The 22,623-nt window shown below is 40.4% G+C and carries 23 protein-coding genes; 15 read left to right on the forward strand and 8 right to left on the reverse strand.

Going from position 1 to position 22,623, the window contains the following annotated elements; translation table 11 throughout:
• Positions 1–47: 47 nt before the first annotated feature.
• The gene (locus WMZ97_RS08010; protein ID WP_343271560.1) at positions 48–1,151 is read right to left on the reverse strand and encodes an Ig-like domain-containing protein; all 1,104 of its coding nucleotides are present in this window, start codon (positions 1,149–1,151) and stop codon (positions 48–50) included.
• A gap of 529 nt (positions 1,152–1,680) precedes the next feature.
• Between WMZ97_RS08010 and WMZ97_RS08015 the strand changes: the two genes are divergently transcribed.
• The 5 genes from WMZ97_RS08015 (at position 1,681) to WMZ97_RS08035 (ending at position 6,055) form a co-directional block, all read left to right on the forward strand.
• Positions 1,681–2,787, forward strand: coding sequence for a D-TA family PLP-dependent enzyme (locus tag WMZ97_RS08015; protein WP_343271561.1), 1,107 nt, complete (start codon positions 1,681–1,683; stop codon positions 2,785–2,787).
• Positions 2,788–2,937: 150 nt separating this feature from the next.
• Complete coding sequence (locus WMZ97_RS08020) at positions 2,938–3,252, forward strand: YbjQ family protein (protein ID WP_343271562.1); 315 nt, start codon at positions 2,938–2,940, stop codon at positions 3,250–3,252.
• A gap of 131 nt (positions 3,253–3,383) precedes the next feature.
• Complete coding sequence (locus WMZ97_RS08025) at positions 3,384–4,340, forward strand: LytTR family transcriptional regulator DNA-binding domain-containing protein (RefSeq protein WP_343271563.1); 957 nt, start codon at positions 3,384–3,386, stop codon at positions 4,338–4,340.
• Positions 4,341–4,504: 164 nt separating this feature from the next.
• Positions 4,505–5,353 carry an ABC transporter ATP-binding protein gene (locus WMZ97_RS08030; RefSeq protein ID WP_343271564.1) on the forward strand — a complete coding sequence of 283 codons (849 nt, stop codon included), beginning with the start codon at positions 4,505–4,507 and terminating at the stop codon, positions 5,351–5,353.
• Complete coding sequence (locus WMZ97_RS08035) at positions 5,354–6,055, forward strand: ABC transporter permease (protein WP_343271565.1); 702 nt, start codon at positions 5,354–5,356, stop codon at positions 6,053–6,055.
• 131 nt (positions 6,056–6,186) lie between these two features.
• Here WMZ97_RS08035 and WMZ97_RS08040 read toward each other — a convergent pair whose 3' ends face one another.
• Positions 6,187–6,471 (reverse strand): hypothetical protein, encoded by a 285-nt coding sequence (locus WMZ97_RS08040; protein ID WP_343271566.1) that lies wholly within the window; start codon positions 6,469–6,471, stop codon positions 6,187–6,189.
• Positions 6,472–6,744: 273 nt separating this feature from the next.
• Here WMZ97_RS08040 and WMZ97_RS08045 point away from each other — a divergent pair, with 273 nt between their 5' ends.
• Positions 6,745–6,864 (forward strand): hypothetical protein, encoded by a 120-nt coding sequence (locus tag WMZ97_RS08045; RefSeq protein WP_343271684.1) that lies wholly within the window; start codon positions 6,745–6,747, stop codon positions 6,862–6,864.
• Between the two features lie 89 nt (positions 6,865–6,953).
• Here the strand turns inward: WMZ97_RS08045 and WMZ97_RS08050 are convergent, their stop codons facing one another.
• Complete coding sequence (locus tag WMZ97_RS08050; protein WP_343271567.1) at positions 6,954–7,769, reverse strand: YihY/virulence factor BrkB family protein; 816 nt, start codon at positions 7,767–7,769, stop codon at positions 6,954–6,956.
• A gap of 761 nt (positions 7,770–8,530) precedes the next feature.
• Entirely contained in the window at positions 8,531–8,761 is a 231-nt protein-coding gene (locus WMZ97_RS08055; protein WP_405027667.1) for an EamA family transporter, read from the reverse strand.
• A gap of 86 nt (positions 8,762–8,847) precedes the next feature.
• On the opposite strand from WMZ97_RS08055, the gene WMZ97_RS08060 reads away from it, so the two are divergent.
• The 3 genes from WMZ97_RS08060 to WMZ97_RS08070 are packed head-to-tail and all read left to right on the forward strand — an operon-like array spanning position 8,848 to position 10,728.
• Positions 8,848–9,219: a GntR family transcriptional regulator gene (locus WMZ97_RS08060; RefSeq protein ID WP_343271568.1), complete on the forward strand. Its 372-nt coding sequence runs from the start codon at positions 8,848–8,850 to the stop codon at positions 9,217–9,219.
• 5 nt (positions 9,220–9,224) lie between these two features.
• Positions 9,225–10,106, forward strand: a complete 882-nt coding sequence (locus WMZ97_RS08065) for an ABC transporter ATP-binding protein (RefSeq protein ID WP_343271569.1) — start codon at positions 9,225–9,227, stop codon at positions 10,104–10,106.
• Complete coding sequence (locus WMZ97_RS08070; RefSeq protein ID WP_343271570.1) at positions 10,084–10,728, forward strand: ABC-2 transporter permease; 645 nt, start codon at positions 10,084–10,086, stop codon at positions 10,726–10,728. Before WMZ97_RS08065 ends, WMZ97_RS08070 begins: the two co-directional genes overlap by 23 nt.
• Before the next feature lie 66 nt (positions 10,729–10,794).
• On the opposite strand, the gene WMZ97_RS08075 is transcribed toward WMZ97_RS08070, so the two are convergent.
• The gene (locus WMZ97_RS08075) at positions 10,795–12,444 is read right to left on the reverse strand and encodes an ABC1 kinase family protein (protein WP_343271571.1); all 1,650 of its coding nucleotides are present in this window, start codon (positions 12,442–12,444) and stop codon (positions 10,795–10,797) included.
• Positions 12,445–12,832: 388 nt separating this feature from the next.
• On the opposite strand from WMZ97_RS08075, the gene WMZ97_RS08080 reads away from it, so the two are divergent.
• A complete protein-coding gene (locus tag WMZ97_RS08080) occupies positions 12,833–13,894 on the forward strand; it encodes an LLM class flavin-dependent oxidoreductase (RefSeq protein ID WP_343271572.1) in 1,062 nt (353 codons plus the stop codon).
• 57 nt (positions 13,895–13,951) lie between these two features.
• Here WMZ97_RS08080 and WMZ97_RS08085 read toward each other — a convergent pair whose 3' ends face one another.
• On the reverse strand, positions 13,952–15,328 hold the full coding sequence (locus WMZ97_RS08085; RefSeq protein WP_343271573.1) for a sigma-54 interaction domain-containing protein: 1,377 nt from the start codon (positions 15,326–15,328) through the stop codon (positions 13,952–13,954).
• Positions 15,329–15,599: 271 nt separating this feature from the next.
• Between WMZ97_RS08085 and pruA the strand changes: the two genes are divergently transcribed.
• From pruA to WMZ97_RS08100, 3 genes are all read left to right on the forward strand, one after another.
• On the forward strand, positions 15,600–17,147 hold the full coding sequence (pruA, locus tag WMZ97_RS08090; RefSeq protein WP_343271574.1) for an L-glutamate gamma-semialdehyde dehydrogenase: 1,548 nt from the start codon (positions 15,600–15,602) through the stop codon (positions 17,145–17,147).
• Positions 17,148–17,219: 72 nt separating this feature from the next.
• Positions 17,220–18,227 (forward strand): proline dehydrogenase family protein, encoded by a 1,008-nt coding sequence (locus WMZ97_RS08095; protein WP_343271575.1) that lies wholly within the window; start codon positions 17,220–17,222, stop codon positions 18,225–18,227.
• A gap of 103 nt (positions 18,228–18,330) precedes the next feature.
• Positions 18,331–19,185 carry a DUF72 domain-containing protein gene (locus WMZ97_RS08100; protein WP_343271576.1) on the forward strand — a complete coding sequence of 285 codons (855 nt, stop codon included), beginning with the start codon at positions 18,331–18,333 and terminating at the stop codon, positions 19,183–19,185.
• 32 nt (positions 19,186–19,217) lie between these two features.
• On the opposite strand, the gene WMZ97_RS08105 is transcribed toward WMZ97_RS08100, so the two are convergent.
• Positions 19,218–19,571, reverse strand: a complete 354-nt coding sequence (locus tag WMZ97_RS08105; protein ID WP_343271577.1) for a DnaJ family domain-containing protein — start codon at positions 19,569–19,571, stop codon at positions 19,218–19,220.
• 227 nt (positions 19,572–19,798) lie between these two features.
• Between WMZ97_RS08105 and WMZ97_RS08110 the strand changes: the two genes are divergently transcribed.
• The gene (locus WMZ97_RS08110) at positions 19,799–21,493 is read left to right on the forward strand and encodes a methyl-accepting chemotaxis protein (RefSeq protein WP_343271578.1); all 1,695 of its coding nucleotides are present in this window, start codon (positions 19,799–19,801) and stop codon (positions 21,491–21,493) included.
• A 248-nt stretch (positions 21,494–21,741) separates the two neighbouring features.
• On the opposite strand, the gene WMZ97_RS08115 is transcribed toward WMZ97_RS08110, so the two are convergent.
• Positions 21,742–21,951: a hypothetical protein gene (locus WMZ97_RS08115; RefSeq protein ID WP_343271579.1), complete on the reverse strand. Its 210-nt coding sequence runs from the start codon at positions 21,949–21,951 to the stop codon at positions 21,742–21,744.
• Positions 21,952–22,164: 213 nt separating this feature from the next.
• Here WMZ97_RS08115 and WMZ97_RS08120 point away from each other — a divergent pair, with 213 nt between their 5' ends.
• The gene (locus WMZ97_RS08120; RefSeq protein WP_343271580.1) at positions 22,165–22,605 is read left to right on the forward strand and encodes a hypothetical protein; all 441 of its coding nucleotides are present in this window, start codon (positions 22,165–22,167) and stop codon (positions 22,603–22,605) included.
• The last annotated feature ends 18 nt before the right edge of the window (positions 22,606–22,623 follow it).

Genomic DNA, 22,623 nt, shown 5'->3' on the forward strand with positions numbered 1-22,623 from the left:
TATGTTCGGTTACAGCCTCAACTGTCAAAAAACCTTGTAGATCATCGCTATTTCTTTTTATCTTTTTTCACAGTCATTTTCTTGGCCTTGCTGGTGTTGCCAGCTTTATCCGTGGCTGTTATATAAAGTACTGTTCCTGCTTTTTGCTTCTTGATTTTTACCTTGAAATTACCTTTGCTATCCGCCTTTTTTGCGGCAATTTTTTTGTCTTTATGTTTGACGGTGATGGTTGCATGTGCTTCAGTTTTTCCTTTTAATGCCGTATCACGGGTCGTTATGGCATTTGCTTTTGGTGCTTGTGGAGGAATCTTGTCTTGCACCACCACTTTTTTGGCCTTGCTTTGTCTTTTCGCTGGATCCGTTACCGTAACATAAAGTGTTGTCCCGGCTTTTTGTTTTTTTACTTTGACTTTGAAATTACCTTTGCTGTCTGCGTTCCCGGTAGCGATAACCTTTTTCAATTTATTCTTAATAGTTACTTTTAAATCAGCTAAAGTCTTACCTGTTACAACAGTCGATTTATTACTCACTGACTTCACTTCTGGTGCTGGTGGCGGGGTGCCTTTTTTCACAACCACTTTTATTGATGTTTTTGCTGTCCCATTTGTATCTGCACCAATCGCACGAAGGATGCTGTCAAATAGCATATTGGCAACCAGATGTGGAGAAGCATCATAATACAGGTCTGTCAATTCTCTGCCCTTATCAGTTTTTTCTAATAACTCGTCCCGAACTAGCCGTAATTCGGATATGATCTCTGCCCCTGATTTTTTCTGGGCAGCGCTTAATTCCACCAGACAAGGCTCATCCATCAGATCAGCAGGTGGCAGTTTTATAGCCTCATAATTAATTTGATAGTCAACTGGTTCCGGATTTGCAGTCGGTTCCTCATTTTCTTCGTCACCCAAGTAAACTACCTTCATGTAGTATGGGCCATCCCATGCATAAGGAAAATCCAGTTCAGCTGGTTGTTTGTCAGAGGTAAATGCCTGATACCTGGCAAACGTGTCATCGTTATCTGCTTTTTCCTTGCTTGGATAAACCTTAATTTGAAAGGCAGCCTCACTGGACACCTTCAGTCGTATATGCGTATTTGCCGTTATATCCTCATTGGCGGGTGTAATCTCATACCAGAGTATCACCAATCTCATTCATTGCTTTCCCAGGTGTTTCCCCTTCTGCAGTGTGATAGTGTTATCTAACGAGTTTGTGCTCTTTTCGTCATTGGCGAAACCGGTTTGAGGCAAACATAAACTTAAAATTAATGTACATACAAGAACCAACCCAATGAATCTATTAATCTTTTTCTTGGCCACGCTACTAACCCCCATTTTATGATATGATTCAACTTTCGTTTGTTGATTTATTTCTTTTCCGTAATAAGTTATGGGGTGCGTTCAGCTCCCTCCATGGCAGTATTTTCTAGAATATTATCGCACAAAAATACGCAAAGTAAAGCTTTATTTTCTCTCTTGTTATATAAAATGTTCGAAATATTTCGACAAATTTGGATTGTTTGCTTTTTTATGAAATACAAGCTGGTAAACTATGCAATCATTGAACCTTTCTCATTCTGCAAAAGTGAAGAAGAATTGAACTGTCTTTCGCTTGTGCATGATATAATAGCAGAGTGATGTGCCGTAAAAAGTGAAGGGAATATATAAATTAAGGGATGATACAATGAAAGTTAACGATATAGATACACCAGCATTGCTAATCGATAAAGGCAAGATGATGAAGAATCTGCAGGACATGCAAGCCTACGCAAATGAACAACAGGTTGCATTACGGCCGCATACGAAGACACACAAAATGCCAAATCTCGCCAGAATGCAAGAGGAGTTAGGTGCAACCGGCATTACTGTAGCAAAAATTGGTGAAGCGGAAGTAATGGAAGAATATGGATTAACGGACATCTTTATCGCCAATGAAATCGTCGGTGAAACAAAATTGAACCGTATCAAAAAACTTGCCGAGACGATTAATATCTCCTTTGCGATTGATTGTGTGGAGCATATACAGGAAATTGAACGGGTATTTCAAGATGCCCCAAAAAAAGCACAAGTACTCATTGAAATTGAAGTTGGTGAGGGTCGTTCAGGTGTTATCGAGCGGGATGATTTTAAGATGGTTATGATCGCGTTGAAAGAGGCTCGATTCATCCAATTTAAAGGCATTTTTTCACATGATGGCCATACGTATAAAGCAAATGATCATCATGAATGCAGACAATTATTTGAAGAAGCTGTGAACCGTACCCTATCTTTTGCTGAAATTGCTGAGGAAATGGGGATGAAAGCAGAGGTCATCAGTATTGGGTCTACACCACCGTTTATGCTGCAGCTGCCCATTCCTAAAGGTGTAACAGAAATAAGACCGGGTACGTACGTTTTTATGGATGCCTCTCAAGGGAACGTCATAGGATCACTTGAAAGATGCGCCGCCACGATACTTACAAGTGTCATTTCCAAGCCAACCTGGGAGCGTGTGATCACAGATGTGGGTGCTAAAGGGATTACATCGCAAACGAGAAGTACAGGGTTGACGAAAACAAAGGGACTGGGTCATATTATGGAGTATGGCGGTGTAACCATCTCGGATGTATTCGACGAGCATGCGATCATTTACGATGCTAGGTTCAGAGGTCAAGTCACCATTGGTGAAAAGGTGCGAATCATCCCAAACCATATTTGCCCCGTCGTGAATCTCCATGAAAAAGCCTATCTAATCTCAGGGGATGAAGTCACAGAGGAAATTCCAGTTTCATGTAGAGGTAAATCACAATAATGGGGCAGGCTGCTGAAAATGTGAATCGCTGATAAACTGGTAAAAGTCGCTGATAAAATCAGAAAAATCGCTGATAAACTAGTAAAAGTCGCTGATAAAATCTGCGCAACTGCATTTTGTAGATGTATTCATATATAAAAGGAAGAAACCATGATTTTGGCAACGACAAATGAGATAGCGGACAAGAAAATAATGGACGTGAAGGGGTTGTTTCAAGGCAGCGCTGTAAAGTCGAAGCATGTTGGCCGGGATATTGGTGCAGGTTTGCAAACCCTTGTTGGTGGAGAAATCCAAGGGTACTCTGATCTGATGAAGAAGGCAAGAGATATTGCGTTAAACCGAATGGTGAATGAGGCAGAAATGCTTCAAGCGAATGCCATTGTCGATATACGCTATCTAACCTCCCAGGTAATGAATACCGCTTCAGAAGTAATCGCATACGGTACAGCGGTTGTGGTAGAATAGTAGGCAAAATACTGTTTTTGAATCACGAATGTTATCTAAAAGTGTCTCGTGAAGCCATCATTTCTCGTGACACTTTTTTGTTAGCCCATTTTTTAAACTGTTGCAATCACAGCACAAAAGAGCCAAGGAGAATGATGATGACAACATTGAAAATAGATCAACAGATGACAGCAAATACAATACTTCCCGAATTTTCTATCGATGTCAGCAGTTCTAAGACGACCGCGATCTATAGTGATGTGGATTTACAGGCGGTGTTAGCTGAGGTACTAAGGAAAAACCCTGATGTGAGCTTGTTTGATTATCGGGAAGGGCTGTATGAGCGGCTGACAGTACAGGAAAATATAAAATTCTTTCATAAATGGTTCGGCTGCCAAATGCCGCTTATAGAAATTTTGGTGATGTTCCAGCTGCAAAACTGTACGAAAACAGCGTTAGGAAAATGCAGTGCATCGGAAATTCAACGGGTTTTTTTTGCCAAGCATTATATGACAGGTGCCGCAATGAACGTTTTCCAGGATCCGATCCACGGTGTCGATGTGCTTACCATCAATACCTTTATCGATATGCTCAAGCTGATGGCACAAGAGCATAAACCAGCACTAGTATTAGTGTCCAACATGGAACATGCCTTGCTACTTGGCGAGGTCGTTTATCGATTGCAGGATCAAGGATTACATGAATTGGAAACAGAGACAAAAGAAGAGCAAGCTGCTGCCAAAGAGACGACAACCAATTTGACTGTGGAAAAGTTATTTAAAATACCGGCGAAAGTTGATGATAAAGTCATTTTGTTCGATCCAACGGAAATCGATTATATTGAAAGTCAGGATGGGAAATCTTCCATCGTGATTAATGACGAATCCTTTGCCTTGGATTCCACCTTAGCTGAGATTGAGAAAAAATTGGAGTTATATGGTTTTTACCGCTGCCATCGATCATATATTGTTAATTTACAAAAGGTCCGGGAAATCATCACATGGTCGAAAAACACTTATTCATTAAAGATAAATAATAAGGCACAGTCCACGATCCCTTTATCCCGAACAAAAATTCAAGCCATCCAGGAGATTTTCAACCTAAGATAGGTACAACTCGGCTAATGTTTGCGATTGGTTGGTGTAAATGGTGGTGAATTTCAACCTGAAAAGGTTACAATTCATCTGCAAATGAATACAATTCACCTTGAATGACTGCATTTGTCAACGATACACCATATGATAGAGGCAGATCAGCAAGGGAGGATTGGCAGATGGAAAATATCATTGAAGTCACGGGATTGAATAAGGTATTCGGTCAAAAAACAGCACTTGCCGATGTCAGTTTTGAGGTCAAACAAGGAGAAATTTTTGGACTGCTTGGACCGAGTGGTGCTGGGAAAACAACCATGATTAAATTATTAACGGGTGAACTTATCCGAACAGCAGGGGAAATAAATGTACTTGGGATGCAGCCGGAGAAATTCCAATCAGCAGCTTTTAAATCGCAAATCGGGATTCTATCGGATAATAGTGCTTTATATGAACGATTGACTGTTTTTGATAACCTCAAGCTATTTTGCAAGTTGTACCATGCGCCAATCAAACAGATTGATAGCATACTGGAGCAGGTTAATATGCAAGATGAAAAGAAAAAACAGGTTTCCAAGCTGTCTAAAGGAATGAAACAGCGTGTGCTGCTGGCAAAGGCACTGATCCATCAGCCAAAACTGGTATTACTGGATGAGCCGACATCAGCACTGGACCCGGGTAATGTCGTCCATATCCACCGGAGCTTACAGGCATTGAATGAAGCGGGCACAACTATTTTTCTTAATACTCATGATATGGAAGAAGCGAATGCATTATGTGATCGGGTAGCTTTTTTGCATCAGGGGAAACTGCAGGAATTGGACGAACCCGAGACTCTAAGATACAAGTATTCTACCTACGCTTTTCATGTAGAAACATTTGATGGGGAGCGTTTAGTGATTGAGAAAGATGAGGCAAGTGCCGATGCAATAGCTGAATTGATCAAAAGCAACCGTGTTAAAACGATGCATACAGATAAACCGACACTGGGTCAGATTTTCCTGAAAGTCACCGGAAAGGAGCTGGTTTAAATGAATGCACAACGGGTACAAGCAATTTTTGAAAAAGATATCAAAGATTTTATGAAAAATACCATGGTCCTGTTCACTCCGATATTGCCTATTGTGATGGCAATACTCTATAGCCGCATGGGGGAAGGAACGGATGAGGAAATGCCAATGATGATCATCTATATAGTCGTTGGCGTTACCTATTCTGCAGTAGCGGCAGGTTGTATGATGATGCTGATGGCTGAAGAAAATGAAAAGAAAACATTGCGCGGGCTTATTCTATCACCGGCATCATTTATGGATATTATCATTGGTAAAAGTCTTGTCACGACATTATTAACTGTCGTTAGTCTAGCGATTTCTCTGTTAATTATGGGTATTGAACCGCTCCTGCATGTTCAGACGATCATTGGATTGGTATTATTGTTCCTGTTTTTCTTGTTTTTGGGAATCGGAGTGGGACTGTTTGTCAAATCTGTCGGTATCACAACAGCATACTTAATGCCGATCATGTTTCTATTCGGCTTTACGCCAATGATTGAATTATTGGGATTTGCCGATGATAGCCTTACCATGAAAATTGCGAGTTATTTTCCAATCCCGCAACTGATTGACATGCATGAAACCCATTCCTGGATGCCAATCGTTGTTGTGGCGATTTGGACACTGGCAGCGGCATTGTTTACTATCGTGTGCTTTAAGAATGTGAAACGAGATGAATAGAATAATAGGTTCCCATGCTTGAAATAGGCATGGGAATTTCGTGGTGGTTGGGTTGAACGGTTGGTTATTGAAAACGAGCAAGGACTGATCGATACACGTGAGAGTTGATCATGAAGGAAACTGATTGATCATTACCGGGAAAAGTTGATATCTTGCTCTAAGGCTGTTTTCAACTTACTGCCACATTGCTGGCTGCATACGGTGACAGGCCATCCTGTCCATGTTTCTTGGCTTTCGGAGTCAGAAGTTGTAACAATCATTGGCACCTCTCTTTGCAGTGCGTTTAAGTAAACTTGGATAAATTCCCCTTCTCTATCCGAGAAATCAGTTCCTTTAACAAATTTAATATCTATTGCACTTAATGGTTGGTTGTCCTTTATTTTCTTGCCGAAATACGCACAACTAAACATTGACATGGGGTTGTCAACTCCTTTTTATGATAATAAAATTAGTATAGGTCTAATAGATTGATTTTAAACAACATAAACTTATTTTTCAACTTAGGAGACATACTTACAACACCTCAAAACTGTGTTTGCACGGCAAGCATTGTAACCAGTTGAAAGGCGGTATGGGATTGCTGGAGTTTCTCATATTGTTACAAAGCGAATCCGTTAAAAGTGGTTTAATGGAAATTGGTAAATCCATTTAAATCCATTGGATCAATCGCTATAACTACATCTGTAGAGGTGGTTACTTTTGATGCCGTCACCGCCGAGCATGCTTGTCTGAAAGGTGAAGGGGACCGTACGTTGGAATATTGGCTCGTATTCATGAATCATTTTTTAAAAAGGAATTGGAGGAAGTAAATCAAACGTTCCATCGTCAAATTCCTGTTTTATGTGAACGGTTTAAAATAGTATATAAGTAAAATCCAGACCCTAAGCCAAGGGTCTCCTCATTTGTCACTTTTCTTATACACCGATGCATTAATCAATCCGCCGATTAACAGTATAACTGCTGTAAGATAAAACCATATCATTAAGACAATAATGCTTCCAAGCTGTCCATATAATTCAGTGTAATTGCTGACCCCGACATATCTGGCAAAGCCAATAGATACAACCTGCCAGCCGATCGTTGCGAATATCGCTCCCGGAAAAACCTTTCTCCATGGTAAGCGGATACTGGGCGTCACTTTATATAAGATGGTAAAGAAGAACAAAAGGAATAAGGTGCCAAGACCCCATTTTGTAAAGAACCATAAACGGTACCACAATGCCTCGACGGTCACTTTCGTCAGAACATAATTACGAACAATATCCTCTACAATTGGAATAACTAATGACAACGACAAAATAACCATAAATCCAAATGTAAGTAATAAATCAATCATAATTCCTTGTAAAAAGAATGACTGATTTCTTCTTATTTTATATGCTTTGTTTAATGAGCGCACAAGTGATTGAATAGCCATCGATGCCAGCCAAAATGCGGCAATCAAACTAAAGGACAACCATTGCCCTCTGCCCTTGGCTAATATACCCTCCAATGTATTGCGGATCATGTTATATGTCCCCTCGGGTGCGAACGGTTCAACCATTTCCAGGATCGTGTCCGGGTCAACCTGCAAAAAACCAATCAGGCTAAAAACGAATATAAGAAAAGGGAATAGAGATAACATAAAGTAATAAGCCATTTGTGCGGATTGGTCATAGAATCGCTCCGAGAAAAAGCGGACAACAATTCGTACGGTGTTTGTTATGAAATTCACTGATAAATCGCCCCTTTTGCACCTTTCAACAGCATGTCCATTTAATTTAATACTATGATGAAAAGTGTTTTTTTATCCATTACAGCAGCATGTCGAGAAAAGGATCATAAAAGTATGTGACAAGAAAATGGTAAACATGCCCGCTTTAACCCAGCTTGTAATGGGAGAATCTGTTTCGTATCCAGATCAAGATGGGTCTTTGGAAAAAGGTGATTATAGATCTGTTTGAAATGAAGACCAGCACCTTTTGTTATTCCTGCTTGGTTTTTAATCCTAGTCGTTCCTTACTAAACGAATAGCAGGAAACACAAAATCAAATAGATGCCTACAATTGTAAAAATAACTTGCTTGAGATACGCTTGGTTTACTTTTTCATTTGTCTGATTAGTAAAGACAGGAGAGAAGAAAAAGATGGTTCATATATTTGCCTTGGTGGGTATCTATATTTTCAACGAAAGGCTGTAGGGTTTGTGATTTTCCTGAATAGCGCGGGAGAGATTGTGGAATGGAAAAATGGTTTATGACAGTAGCGATTATTGCATTCATAGTATCTATTGCATTATTTGCTTTAAAATTGGTTAAATATGGATTTGAAAATGAAGATTTTAAGATAGCTGGATTCTTAATTAAACGTGAGATGAAAGTTCAAGAACAACTACTTTCAAAGGACTGCCCGATCAACATGGGAAGTCCTTTCATGCTTTCTTATTCTTTGTCCCTTGTAGAAGGATCCTTTTTCAATACTATTATTAATGTCATTCCTATAATACAGCAGGTGTCAATCCATTGGAAAAACCCATACGGTTCAGTAACCACAGGACTGTTGTTAGAATGGCGTATAAAGGTTCCAAACCGCCCAGTAAGCTTGCATCCTGGGGGCGAAGGCTTTGTAAACTTTCAACATAAAACCAAAAGGCAATCATTGTTCCGAAAAGGGTGACAAAAATTAAATATAACCAAACATGTAGCGTAAAATCTGTATTGCAGACCATTTTAATTTTAAAAAATAGTGTTGACAGATCTGTTCATTCTGTATATATTATACATATACAGAATGAACAGGTTAGAGGGTGATGCTTTGAATATCATTATTTCTAATACCTTAGATCAGCCAATTTATATGCAAATTAAAAATCAAATGAAAGAGCAAATTTTGCATGGCGATTTAGTGGAAAAGGCAAGTCTGCCATCGATTCGCAAACTAGCTAAAGATATTCAAGTTAGTGTGATTACAACCAAGAAGGCGTATGAGGAATTGGAAAAGGAAGGCTTTATCGAAACGTTCCCGGGGAAAGGGTCCTTTGTAGCTTCTCATAATCCGGAACTGTTGAAGGAAAATCAATTAAAAGTAATCGAGGAACAAATGATAAAAATGCTTGAAGACAGCAAGGCGTTTGATATTGGTTTAGATGAGTTAATTGAGATGATGACATTGCTTTATGAGGAGTGAGTCGCTTGGAAAATATGATTGAGGTTAGGAATATGGGAAAGCACTTTCCTAATTTTGCGCTGAAAAACATTAGTTTTGATGTGAAAAAAGGGTTCATCACAGGTATTATCGGACCAAATGGGGCGGGAAAGAGTACGATGATTCGCTGTATGATGGATTTGATCCGTGCAGACAGCGGGGAAATTACTATTTTTGGCAGAAATCATAGGCAGAGCACAGTGGCCATCAAAGGGCGAATCGGGTTTGTTCATGATGAAAGTTATTTTTATGAACATTTATCGATTGAACAACATAAACGAATAATCGCACCGTTTTATGAAAACTGGAGTGACGAATTATTCTATGACTATATCCATAAGTTCCACCTCCCATTACACGCAGAAGTGAAGCGGCTATCTAAAGGAATGAAGATTAAATTCTCGCTGGCGATAGCATTTTCCCATAACCCGGAGCTTCTTATCCTGGATGAACCTACCTCGGGACTTGATCCGGTGTTTCGCAGGGAGTTACTAGAATTACTGCAGGACTTTATTCAGGATGAAAATAAAGCTGTTTTCTTTTCGACGCATATCACTACCGATCTTGAGAAAGTGGCTGATTACATCACGTTTATTCACAACGGCGAAATTGTGTTTAGTAAGGAAAAAGATGCCCTGCTTGATCAATACGCGGTTGTGAAGGGACCTAAGGAATTGTTGACAGCAAAAACGCGATCATTATTAACTGGGGTGAAGGAAACGGATGTTGGGTTTGCCGGGTTATGTTTAGATTGTGGTTCATTTCCGAATCTATGGAAACAGCAAGTGGCTATAGAAAGGGCGACACTTGAGGATATTATTTTTTACACGGTTAAGGAGGATGAACATGCTAATCAATCTCTTGCGTAGGGAATTACGCATTCCGAAACCTTATTTTTATTTGCTGGGATTCGTTTTGTTTATTCCGTTTACGAAATTCTTTACCAGTGGGGAACCGATAGATCATATTATGCTTCTTATTGTTCTGGCATTCTGGATACCGCTTAATGTGGCGTACGATGAACAGCCTGCGCTAATCAATAGTCTGCCAGTAACAAGAAGCAAAATTGTCCTGGCGAAATATATATCAGGTGTGATGTGGTTTATACCCGCGGCAGTGATTGTCTGTACGTATGTCTTTCTGTTTGATCAATATGCGCCATTTCCAACAAGACTGATGACAGGGCGGGATATATTATTAGCGTTTTCGGGCTTATGTTTGGCTATGTCGGTTTTTCATCCTTTAGGTATTTTGAGTGGGTATATTACCGCTGGTCTGTTAACAGCTGTATGCTTCGTTACAGTGAGTATTATAATAAATATGGTCATCAATATCTATCATAATCCCTCCCTTACGTATTTGGATGGTTTTGTGGAGACAATACTTGCAAATCAAAGTTTGTTTAGATTGTTGCTTATTGTGATCAGTCTTATTGTCACATGGTTGTCCTACAAATTGTCTGTGCATTACTATGAGAAAAAGGGTTTTTGAGATAAAACAGCAAGCTACATCGCGAACAAGGCTTGCTGTTTTTACTCTGAAACGGAAGTCAACATGTCAAAATCGTCCCGATCTGAAAATCGAAAACAAGAGCCAAAGAAACATTAATGTAGCGACAATAAAACCAATCTCAATAGCTGGTATATTCCAAAGGATCGAACTTTTTCCGCCTAACGCGGATCCAATAATTAGCCCGACCATAATAATGCTAAATGAAAGTAAAACGATGCTGAAGGATAGCCGGTTGCTGATTCGATTTAGCTTCTTTATGAATAGATCCGCTTTGTCCATCGAGATTTCGATTGGTAGTTTTCCCCTTTTTACGATCGATGTTAATTCCCGGATGTTCTTTGGTATATCTGCAATTATTTCTCCATATTCACTCCATTGGCGAAAAGCCGATTCAGCCAGCTTTTTAGGGTGATATTGTTCCTTAAACAACTTGCGGCCAAATGGTTCAGCAATTTTCATAATACTGATATCAGGATCCAATCGTTCTACCATCGATTCCATGGTAAGCAATGTTTTCCCCAATAATGTCAGGTTGGCTGGTATCTGAATATAGTGTCTTTGCGCGACAGAAAACAAATCATTAACTGCATCGCCAATACTAATTTGTTGCAATGGAATGTCGTAATATTTGTCCCGTAATTGATCGACGTCTGTCCGTAGCAATTCCATATTGACATCGTCAGGAATCATGCCCATTCGACTAATTGCCTTGATCACACCATCTGTATTATCACGCATCATGGCTACAACCAGTGATGCGAAATTGGCCCTCATTTCCGAGGTTAGACGGCCAACCATGCCAAAGTCCATAAATACAATCACTTCTCCGGGTAAGGCAGCAACATTCCCTGGATGAGGGTCACCGTGAAAGAATCCTTCCATGAAGATTTGTTGAAAAAGAGCTTTGACTACTCGTTCCGCCAGCATCTTTTTATTGTAACCTTGGTGTGTAAGGTTCTCTAATTTGTTTAATTTTGTTCCTTCAATATATTCCATTGTTAATACTTTCTTAGAAGAGTAATCCCTGTAAACGTTCGGTACACGGATATGATCATCATTGACAAACTGGTTCGCGATTCGTTCGGCATTTCGTCCTTCCACTTGATAGTCCAATTCAGCTATGATCGCATTAGCAAATTCTTCAACAATCTCTGTAATCTGGTATCGTGCAGCCCAATCCAGCCGAAACTCAGCAAGTACTGCTAATTTGCGCAGGATTTCCAAATCTGTTTTAATTGTTTGTTCGATATGTGGCCGTTGTACCTTAACAGCAACTTCTTCACCCGATCTCAGAATTGCATAATGAACCTGCCCGATGGAGGCCGACCCAAGCGGCGTTTTCTGGAAAGTACGGAAAATTTGTTTTGTTGGCATGCCAAGCTCTTGTTCGATTAGTGCTTGTACCTCTTTATAAGCGTAGGGTGATACCTCATCCTGAAGTTTTTCCAGTTCCTGAATGATATCATCGGGAAGCAAATCTGGACGAGTGCTGGCAAATTGCCCCATTTTAACAAACGTTGGACCTAGCTCCTCAAGAAACGATCGAATTCGTTCGCCAATGGTTTTGCTATGTTTCTGCCGATTAGCAACAAATCGTTTCGGCAAAGGAATGAGTTCATGAAGGCCTAATTCTTTCACGATATAGCCAAAGCCATTCTTGGAAAAGGCAACAACTATCTCCCGGTATCGGTGCATATGACGAATGCGTTTTTCAAAAATAGGAACTCCTCCTTCTTACCAGGTATTACATGGATAAACTAATTTATATGTTTAAAGGTATACTTTTCCTAGGTTTTATCCCGCCTTAATGGGCAGTAAGACTCCCACTTCAAGATTTTGAGGTGGAACTAAAAAAGATAAGTGGGGATCAACAGCATGACAAAGGCCCGATTCTGTTCAACTAACATTCAGTGGGGGAGAAAGGGAAACCCCCACTGAATGAAGTTTCACTTTATTTAATATACTATACCACTGATTCGTGTCTACATACAAAGAATTGTGGTGGTCACTCAGAACGATTAATTGGAAAACGATTGGGCATAGCTTTACAATAAAGACAACTATCATAGAAAGGCTGAAACGAATGGAGAACTATGGCATTGATCAGAGTAAAGGATTGGAGTTTGGTATTTATACCCTTGGGGACCATTTGCCAAATCCGTTAACAGGGAAACGAATTTCTGCAGAACAACGTATTCATGAAATTATCGAATATGCTAAATTAGCAGAGCAAGCAGGAATTGACTTTTTTAGCGTTGGAGAAAGCCATCAAGAGTATTTCGCAACGCAAGCACATGCTATTGTGCTTTCCGCTATTGCTCAAGCAACAACAAATATGAAAATCGGAAGCTCGTCAACGATTATTAGTACGTCAGACCCGGTTCGAGTATACGAAAATTTCGCAACCATTGATTTGATTTCAAAAGGACGGGCTGAAATTATTGCTGGAAGAGCATCAAGGATTGGTCTATTTGATTTGCTGGGATATGATGTCCGTGACTATGAAGCATTATACGAGGAAAAGTTCGATCTATTATTGCAATTGAATGAACAGGATGTTGTCAATTGGGAAGGGGAGTTTCGTGCCCCATTAAAGGATGCGAGGGTACTTCCAAGACCGCAAAATGGATCCATGCCAATTTGGCGGGCGGTTGGTGGGACACCGGCGAGTGCAGTCAAAGCTGGGTATGCCGGGGTGCCAATGTTTATGGCCCATTTAGGAGGGCCGGCAACGATATTTAAGCGAACGATTGATGCGTATCGCAGTGCAGCCGAACGGAGTGGATTTGACCCTGCCCAATTACCAGTTGCCACGGCAGGATTTTTCTATGCGGCAGAAACATCTAGGCAGGCACTGCAGGAACTGTATCCGCATATCAATGAAGGAATGAAGCGAACAAATGGACAAGGCTTTCCAAAGCAGCATTTTGCCCAGGGGGTGGACCCGCATAACATTATGAATATCGGCAGTCCACAGGAAATCATCGAAAAAATACTCTACCAGCATGAGCTATTTGGCCACCAGCGCTATATCGCCCAGATTGATTTCGGCGGCATGCCATTTGATCAATTACGGAAAAATATCGAACTGATCGGTACAGAGATATTGCCTGCCATTAAGAAATATACGGCGAAAAGTAGGTAAGATAAAAATTTTCCATGTCCATAACAGAAAGGTTTTCCACAAGGTTTGACATTCCGATTAATTTGGAATGTCAAACTTTTTTAGCTTGCTATATAAGGTCACACGGGAGATTCCCAATGCTTTAGCAGCAGCGGATTTATTTCCATTTGTTTGTTTTAATGTATCCATGATGCGCTGTTTTTCAATCGTTTCCTTTTCCTGTGTGAGAGAAGGGTGTTTGTCATGTGCTGCTTTGGTGTTTGTTGTTGAGGCATGATGCTGATGAAAATGCAACAGATCCTCCTTCGTGATGGCCGCTTTTTCGGAGAGAATGACAATTCTTTCCATAAGGTTCCTCAATTCCCGGACGTTCCCTGCCCAATGGAAGGATAGCAGTAGTTCCATGGCACCTGGCTGTAAGTCGGGAATGGGTACTTGATATTTACTGGCAAACTGTTGCAGGAATAATTGTGCCAGTTCTGGAATATCCTTCAACCGTTCACGAAGCGGTGGCATGGTTAACGGAATGATGTTTAACCGATAAAACAGATCAGACCTAAACCGCTTTTCTTCCATTAGTTGTTCAAGGTTTTGGTTGGTGGCTGCGATAAAGCGTACATTGATTTCTTTTCCCGTGGAGTCACCGATCCGGTAAATCGCGTTCTCTTGTAATACTCGAAGCAGCTTTACCTGCATTTCTAATGGGAGTTCCCCTACCTCATCCAGAAACAATGTTCCGTTGTTAGCCATTTCGATCTTACCTGCTTTTCCCTTCTTCTCCGCCCCTGTAAAGGACCCGCCCTCATAGCCAAATAACTCGCTTTCAAACAGAGCAACCGGAATTGCTCCACAGTTAACCGGGATAAATGGTCCGTTCTTTCGGGAGCTTGCTTCGTGGATTGACCGAGCACAAACCTCTTTCCCTGTGCCGCTCTCACCAAGAATGAGGGTGGTAGCATCAGTTTTTGCCGCTTTACGGGCGATGCGAACTACTTGATTGAGTGCTGTGCTTTCTCCTTTTAACGTGGCAAATGGGGTATTTCCATTTGCTGTATATACTTGTTGCCGGAGTGCATTTAATTCAACCGAAGTTGTTTCTAAATTGTCATTTAGCTTAACAATTTGGGTAATATCCCGTTCCACGGAAACAGAGCCGACCAGCTGCTGATTCTGGTCAAATATGGGGGCAGCATTAATGACCACATGTTTATTTTTTCGTGGACGGTGGTAAGCATTTTTAACTGGCTTACGGGTATCCAGTACTTTGAGCACCATTAAATCATCATTATGGAAAAACCTGTTGATTGGTTGATGCAGAATCTCGGATTTGTGGATGTTGTAGGTTGCAACAGCCGCGTCATTCCAATAGATCACCTCTCGATTGTCGTTGATAACAGTGATCGCATCATCTTCCGCAGATAAGATGGTATTCAAAATATGTTTGTCATCGTCCATATTATTTCACCTCTAAGTTGTAAGGTAATTGTAAATCTAACTGTAAATTTATTATACACTTATGTACATATAGTTTACAATCCATCGTTTCATCGTATGCTTAAAATTTTTGTCTTGGTCACATGAATCTAATTGGTTTTCTATTGATATTATGCCTTTTTCACTTTTTATTTATAATAGAATAATATAGTTGGCATGAATCTTGCTATATACATAGATGAAAGCGCTAAAATAAATAGCATACTGTTTTTATACCAAGGAGGTTATGATATTGGCTTTACTTTTCAAACACGAACCGTTTACAGACTTTAATGATTCAACGAACTGTCAGGCTTTTGAATCTGCTCTGAAAAAGGTCAAAGGTGAATTGGGAAAAGAATATCCGTTGATTATCAATGGGGAGGAAATATATACAGAAGATAAGCTTGTTTCTGTAAACCCTTCCAATAAAGAGGAAGTTGTCGGTTATGTTTCTAAAGCAACGAAGGAACATGTTGATCAAGCAATGGAAGCTGCTTTGGAAGCATTCAAAACATGGCGTAGCTGGACGCCAAAAGAACGTGCAGATGTATTGTATAAAGCGGCAGCCATTGTCCGTCGCCGTAAGCATGAATTCTCCGCATGGCTGGCATATGATGCTGGCAAGCCTTGGAGTCAGGGTGATGGCGGTGTGGCAGAAGGAATTGACTTTCTAGAATACTATGCCCGCCAAATGGTTGAGCTTGGTCAAGGTAAAAAAGTAGAAGATCGAGCGAACGAGCAGAATTCTTATTTCTATCAACCAATGGGTCCTGGTGTTGTTATTCCGCCATGGAACTTTGCATTTGCGATCGTATGCGGTACGGCTGTTGCACCAATAGTAGCAGGAAATCCTGTCCTGTTAAAGCCATCAGAAAACACACCAGTCATTGCTTATAAGTTGGTAGAAGTACTAAAAGAGGCTGGCCTGCCTAAAGGGGTATTAAACTTCGTGCCAGGCGATCCAGCGGAAATCGGCGACTATCTTGTGGATCATAAAGACACGCATTTTGTTAATTTTACCGGTTCACGTGCAACAGGCACACGTATTATGGAACGTGCTGCTAAGGTACAAGAGGGTCAGCAATTCTTAAAGCGCGTCATTGCTGAAATGGGCGGTAAAGATACGATCATTGTTGATAATGACGCCGATCTTGATTTGGCTGCTGATGCTATCGTACATTCGGCATTTGGTTTTTCAGGTCAGAAATGTTCTGCTTGTTCACGAGCAATCATTCATCAAGATGTCTATGATGAAGTTCTTGCAAAAGCGATCGAGCTAACCAAAGAGTTAACGGTCGGTAACCCAACCGAAGAAAATATTTATATGGCAGCAGTAATTAATCAGAAACAATTCGATAAAATTAAAAACTATATCGAAATTGGTAAGCAAGAAGGCGAGCTGGCATATGGTGGTCAAACCGATGATTCTCAGGGGTATTTCGTTCACCCAACGATATTCAAAGATTTAGACCCTAAGGCAAGAATCATGCAGGAGGAAATCTTCGGTCCAGTTGTTGCATTTGCGAAAGCCAGCGATTTTGATGAATTGCTAGAAATCGCTAACAATACCGAATATGGCTTAACAGGTGCGGTCATCTCTAATAACCGCAGACATTTAAATCGTGCCCGTTATGAATTCCATGTTGGTAATTTGTACTTCAATCGTGGTTGTACTGCAGCAATTGTTGGCTATCAACCATTTGGTGGCTTCAAAATGTCTGGTACCGACTCCAAAGCAGGTGGCCCAGATTACTTGCAGCATTTCTTGGAAGCAAAAGTAGTTTCAGAAGTGTATTAATAATCATGTCTGCGGCAAATATGTTCCTTTTTGCCGCAGCATGTTAGTTTAAAATGTGAAGGAGCAATCAGCATGTCGAACTTGACAAGAGATTTTTTTATTGGGTTATCAAACAATAAATTTTTAAATACGAATGCGAAAAAGTGGGGATTTCGTCTGGGGGCGGAAAAATTTGTTGCTGGCACGACCATTGACAGTATTGTTTGTGCCGTTAAAAAGCTCAATCAGCATGGTCTCCGGGCAACGCTTGATAATCTTGGCGAATTTGTATCTGATAAAACAGAGGCATGTGCTGCTAAGGACCAGATTATTCGGATATTGCATCACATCAAGGAAGAACAGTTAGATTGCCATGTTTCCGTTAAATTAACCCAGCTTGGTCTGGATATTGATCAGGAATTTTGTGTGAATAATGTCCGGGAAATCCTGGCTGTTGCCGCAGATCACGGCACTTTCATTAATATTGATATGGAAAAATATGATCATTATCATAAAACATTGGACGTTCTATTTGAGCTTCGGAAGGATTATACGAATGTGGGTACCGTGATTCAGTCTTACCTTCATGAAGCAGCAGAGGACCTGGATCGATTAAAAGACATCCGGATCCGGCTGGTCAAAGGGGCATATAAGGAAAGCGAAGATGTAGCCTATCAATCGAAAGAAGAGATTGACCGGAACTTCCTTGCAATGGCAAAGGCGCGTTTGAAAGGGCATACATTTACGTCGATAGCCACTCATGATCATCATATCATTCAGGAATTAAAGAAGTTTGTTGCGGATAATCATATTAGTTTAGACAGTTTCGAGTTTCAGATGTTATATGGATTCCGTACCGAAATGCATTACGGACTTGCCGAGGAAGGATATAATTTCTGTACGTATATTCCATTTGGTGGTGACTGGTTCGGTTACTTTATGCGTCGGCTTGCCGAGCGTCCGCAAAATATGAATCTGATTGTCAAAGATGTATTCTATACAGAAGATAATAAGTTGAAAAAAGAACCGCTAATTGCTGGTGCAGCTGCTGCTTCATTGATGGCTGTTTGGATGAAGAGAAAGTATAAAAAAGTGAATTAACTTTTGAAGAAGGAAAAGAAGGGACTGAAATTTCATCCGGACTTTTCCTTTTTTAAGTTGTTGTTTTGTCTCTATGGTATGATATGGGAGAGGTGAATAGTTAATGATTTATATCGGTTTAACCGGTTGGGGTGACCATTATTCCTTATATCCTCCCCATATTAAGGCAAAAGACAAACTACCTGAATACAGCAGCCATTTTCCGGTCGTGGAGGTGGATGCATCGTTTTATGCGATCCAACCGGAACGTAATGGTAAAAAGTGGGTGGGAGAAACGCCAGAAAATTTTCGGTTTGTTGTGAAGGCTTATCAAGGAATGACTGGACATAAACGGGATGAGCTGCCCTTCGAAACGAAGTCAGAGATGTTTCAAGCATTTAAGGATTCGTTAATCCCTTATCAAGAGGCAAATAAACTTGCGATGGTGTTGTTTCAATTTCCGCCGTGGTTCGATTGCAAGAAAGCAAATGTGGATTATTTACGTTACTGCAAGCAACAAATGCGAGACATCCCGGTTGCATTGGAATTTAGACATCAGTCCTGGTTTAGTGAAGCCTTTCGTGCGGATACATTAGCGTTCATGAAGCAGGAGGGGTGGATTCATACGATTGTCGATGAACCTCATGCTGGTGAGCGATCCATTCCCACGGTACCAGTTGTGACGGATGAAAACCTGACGTTAGTACGGATGCACGGTCGAAATGTACATGGCTGGAATAAGCCGAATGGAGCTAACAATAACAGCTGGCGTGAAGTTCGTTATTTATATAAATACAATCAGACAGAGTTGCTGGAATGGAAAGATCGTATTTTGGAATTGGCCAGGGCATCTAAAGATATAATCATTCTGTTTAATAATAATTCTGGCGGGGATGCAGCCACCAACGCGAAAGAACTTCAAACGATGTTAGGCATCGAATACGAGGGGTTATCGCCAAAGCAATTGCGGTTGTTTTAATGAGGGATTGTCGGCTCGGTTTCAACGTGCCACTATTCTGCCCAAAAGAGCTTCTGGTAAATCTTCTTAGCATAGGCGGAAAATTTTTTGTTTTGATGGAGTTGTCGTTTGTGGGCGAACGCATCAAAGTTGCGTTTACTTTGGGCAGTGACTTTTCCTGTTTTTCCTGTAGCTGTGGTAACTAGATCATCCACTGTAAGATCTTTTTTATTTTTGTCTGTTTCTTCGGTAATGTAGCCTGCATTTTTTAGTATGCGATAGCCCATTCGTATTTCTGGGGCCAGTCCTTGTAATTCTTCTCTCAGGTCCAACCGCTCCCCTTTGCCCGGCAGGTTTTCAAACGCACCATTATCGATAGCCTCCTTAATTCTTTCTTCCACAAACATATACACATTTCTTCACCTCGATTTAACAAAATAATAACATATGCTTATGGCAACTGCATTAATAAAATCAATAGTCTCACCGTATGTTTTTTGGATTAACCAAATTAAATTAACCGAAATTACTGCATAAATAGGAAATAATGCCGATATAAAGAATGGACTTTTTATTTTTCGATAGTATAAATGCCATCTTATAAAAAATGAAAACAGCTATGGAGTGTGTTAAATTGAACAAGGTTTTTCAGTTAAATAGTATAAAAAAGAAGATACTACTCGGCTTTTCATTCGTGCTTATTTTATTCATTGTGATAAGTGCGTATAATCTCTTCACAATAAATAAGATAAATAATAGTTCAGATGAAATGATTGATAATGACCTACAACTCTTGATATTGGATGAACAAATTGTGCAGAACATGACGGAACGGACATCATTACTTCGTGGGTATATGCTTTATGATGATATAGAGTTAAAAAATCAGTTTGATCATTATGCAACAGATAGTAAGGATCTGGATAAAAAAATCATGCAATTAACGGATTCAAAACAAGTTCGTAAATTAATCGAGGAGAAGGCCCTTTGGACGGAAGGTATTAACGAAGCATTTAATGCGTATTATGTTGGCAACAAAGAAAAAGCAATGGAACTGCTCGTAACGGATGTAAAACCATTAGAAGAGAAAATTATCAAAGGGTTTAAAGATATGGCTTCTGATTCAGAAAAAAAAATCGCAGGCGCTGGGGAAGAGATTAAATCAAATGGTTCGAAATCATTGTTTGTTGATATGATTATTACAATAACAGCTATCATTATCGGACTGGTGGTTTCTGTTTGGACCGCACGGATTATATCTGGTCCAATTGTTAGCGTTGTCGGACGGATGAAAGCCATCGCAAATGGAAATTTGAGTCAAGATCGTTTAGATACCAAAGCAAAAGATGAAATTGGCGATTTGGTGGCTGCCACAAATAATATGGGCGATAACATGCGTGACCTCTTAGACAAAATACATACCGTATCAGAGGAAGTTTCAACCCAGAGTGATGAATTGAAACAAGTAACCGGGGAACTCAAATCGGGTACAGACCAGGTTGCCGTCACCATGGGAGAATTAGCTGCCGGTTCGGAAACACAAGCTACAAACGCTAGTGATCTGGCAGCCATCATGGGAACATATACAACAAAGGTAAATGAAGCCAATAAACAAGGGGAGTATGTACAAAAGCACTCCAATGAAGTGTTTGATATGACAAATCAAGGGACCGAATTGATGAATAAGTCTACCGAACAAATGGAAAAGATTGACCGGATTGTGCGTGCCGCTGTGAATAAGATGGAAAATCTCGATACACAAACACAGGAAATTTCCAAACTGGTATCCGTGATTAGGGAAATAGCTGATCAGACCAACTTATTGGCATTAAACGCAGCAATTGAGGCAGCGAGGGCGGGTGAACATGGGAAAGGTTTTGCAGTCGTGGCTGATGAAGTAAGAAAACTTGCCGAGCAGGTTGCTGTTTCAGTTAATGATATTACAAAAATTGTGTCAACCGTACAAACGGAATCTGGCAATGTGACGACCGAATTGAGAAGTGGATATAACGAAGTAGAACAAGGATCGGTACAAATGCAAATGACTGGTGATACTTTTGAACAAATTAGCGGCTCTGTTACGGAAATGGTTAAACACATGGAAGCTGTATCGATGAATTTAGCTGATATTGCCGCAAAAACGCAAGAAATGAATAGCAATATTGAAGAAGTTGCATCTGTTTCTGAGGAAGCGGCCGCAGGGGTTGAACAAACATCTGCATCAGCCCAGCAAACAAGCAGTTCCATGGAAGAAGTGGCTGGAAGTGCAGAGCAACTTGCTACATTGGCAAAGGAACTGAATCAATTGGTGGATAGGTTTAAGCTATAGGCATAGGGCATGAAGCTTTCAGCTTCATGCCACTAGGTCGAAACTCCCGTTCTTCGGTCGATGTTTTACCGTATTCGGTTGAAGCTCCCGTTCTTTGGTCGATGTTTTACCGTATTCGGTTGAAACTCCCGTTCTTCGGTCGATGTTTTACCGTATTCGGTTGAAGCTCCCGTTCTTCGGTCGATGTTTTACCGTATTCGGTTGAAACTCCCGCTTCTAGAGTCGATATAGTATCGAAGACTTTCCCGTTATAAATTATTATTAACCTGCGATATTTCCTTCTCGGCGATGACTTCATTGGCTGCTTCCAATTCCTTATGTTCATCAACAGAATCCCCAGCAACATTATTCTCAGCGTTCAGCGGGTTATTTGTGTGTAATCCGCTTTTGACACCAATTTCACCATTTGTGTTAGCTTCAGTTGGAAACGGGAATTTCTTTTTTTGGTTCTCTTTCATTTTGCTCACCTCCAAAATAGTTTCTGTACGATTCAACTTTTTATGCACTGAGTTCTCCCGCTGAATATACGTTTCATAAACTGACTGAGCGATCTGGTGAAAGCAAAATGAAAATGAAACTTTACTCATATGTTATTCGTAGGAAAGATAATAAAGGTAATATTGAAAAAGTTATCCGATAAAACGATTGGTGATAACTAGAGGGGGATACGATTGGGCTATTTCATGAGGGTTTCGGTTACCATTGCTCTTGTTAGTATGATTATTGGTTTTGCCTTCCTGTGGGATTATCTTGCTAACAAGTTGCCTACCAAATCAAATCAAATGAAGATAGGAAAAGGGTTCGTTGTGTTTATCACGATGCTGATCCAATTTACTATCGTTTCCGTTATATCTATTGCTTATGGTTTCTTTTTTGTTGATACACTGTTCATCACGTGCTTTGTCATCTTATGCGTAACCTGGCTATATTCGTACTTCGGCACGTATAGCCACAACAATCGGAATGTAACGGATAAATACCATGGTGGTGCAGAGGCAGAGGTGAAGGTATTTAAATTAAAAATGAATCCGGTTCTAATTGGCATCTATTCCTTTTCCATTTTAGGAATTCTAGTCAGCCTTATATATTATGCCCCATATTTTTTCGAGTGAGACCTAGCGGCTGCAGCT

It is taken from the genome of Lentibacillus songyuanensis, from assembly GCF_039548255.1.
GTDB classification, from domain to species: Bacteria; Bacillota; Bacilli; order Bacillales; family Amphibacillaceae; genus Lentibacillus_C; species Lentibacillus_C songyuanensis.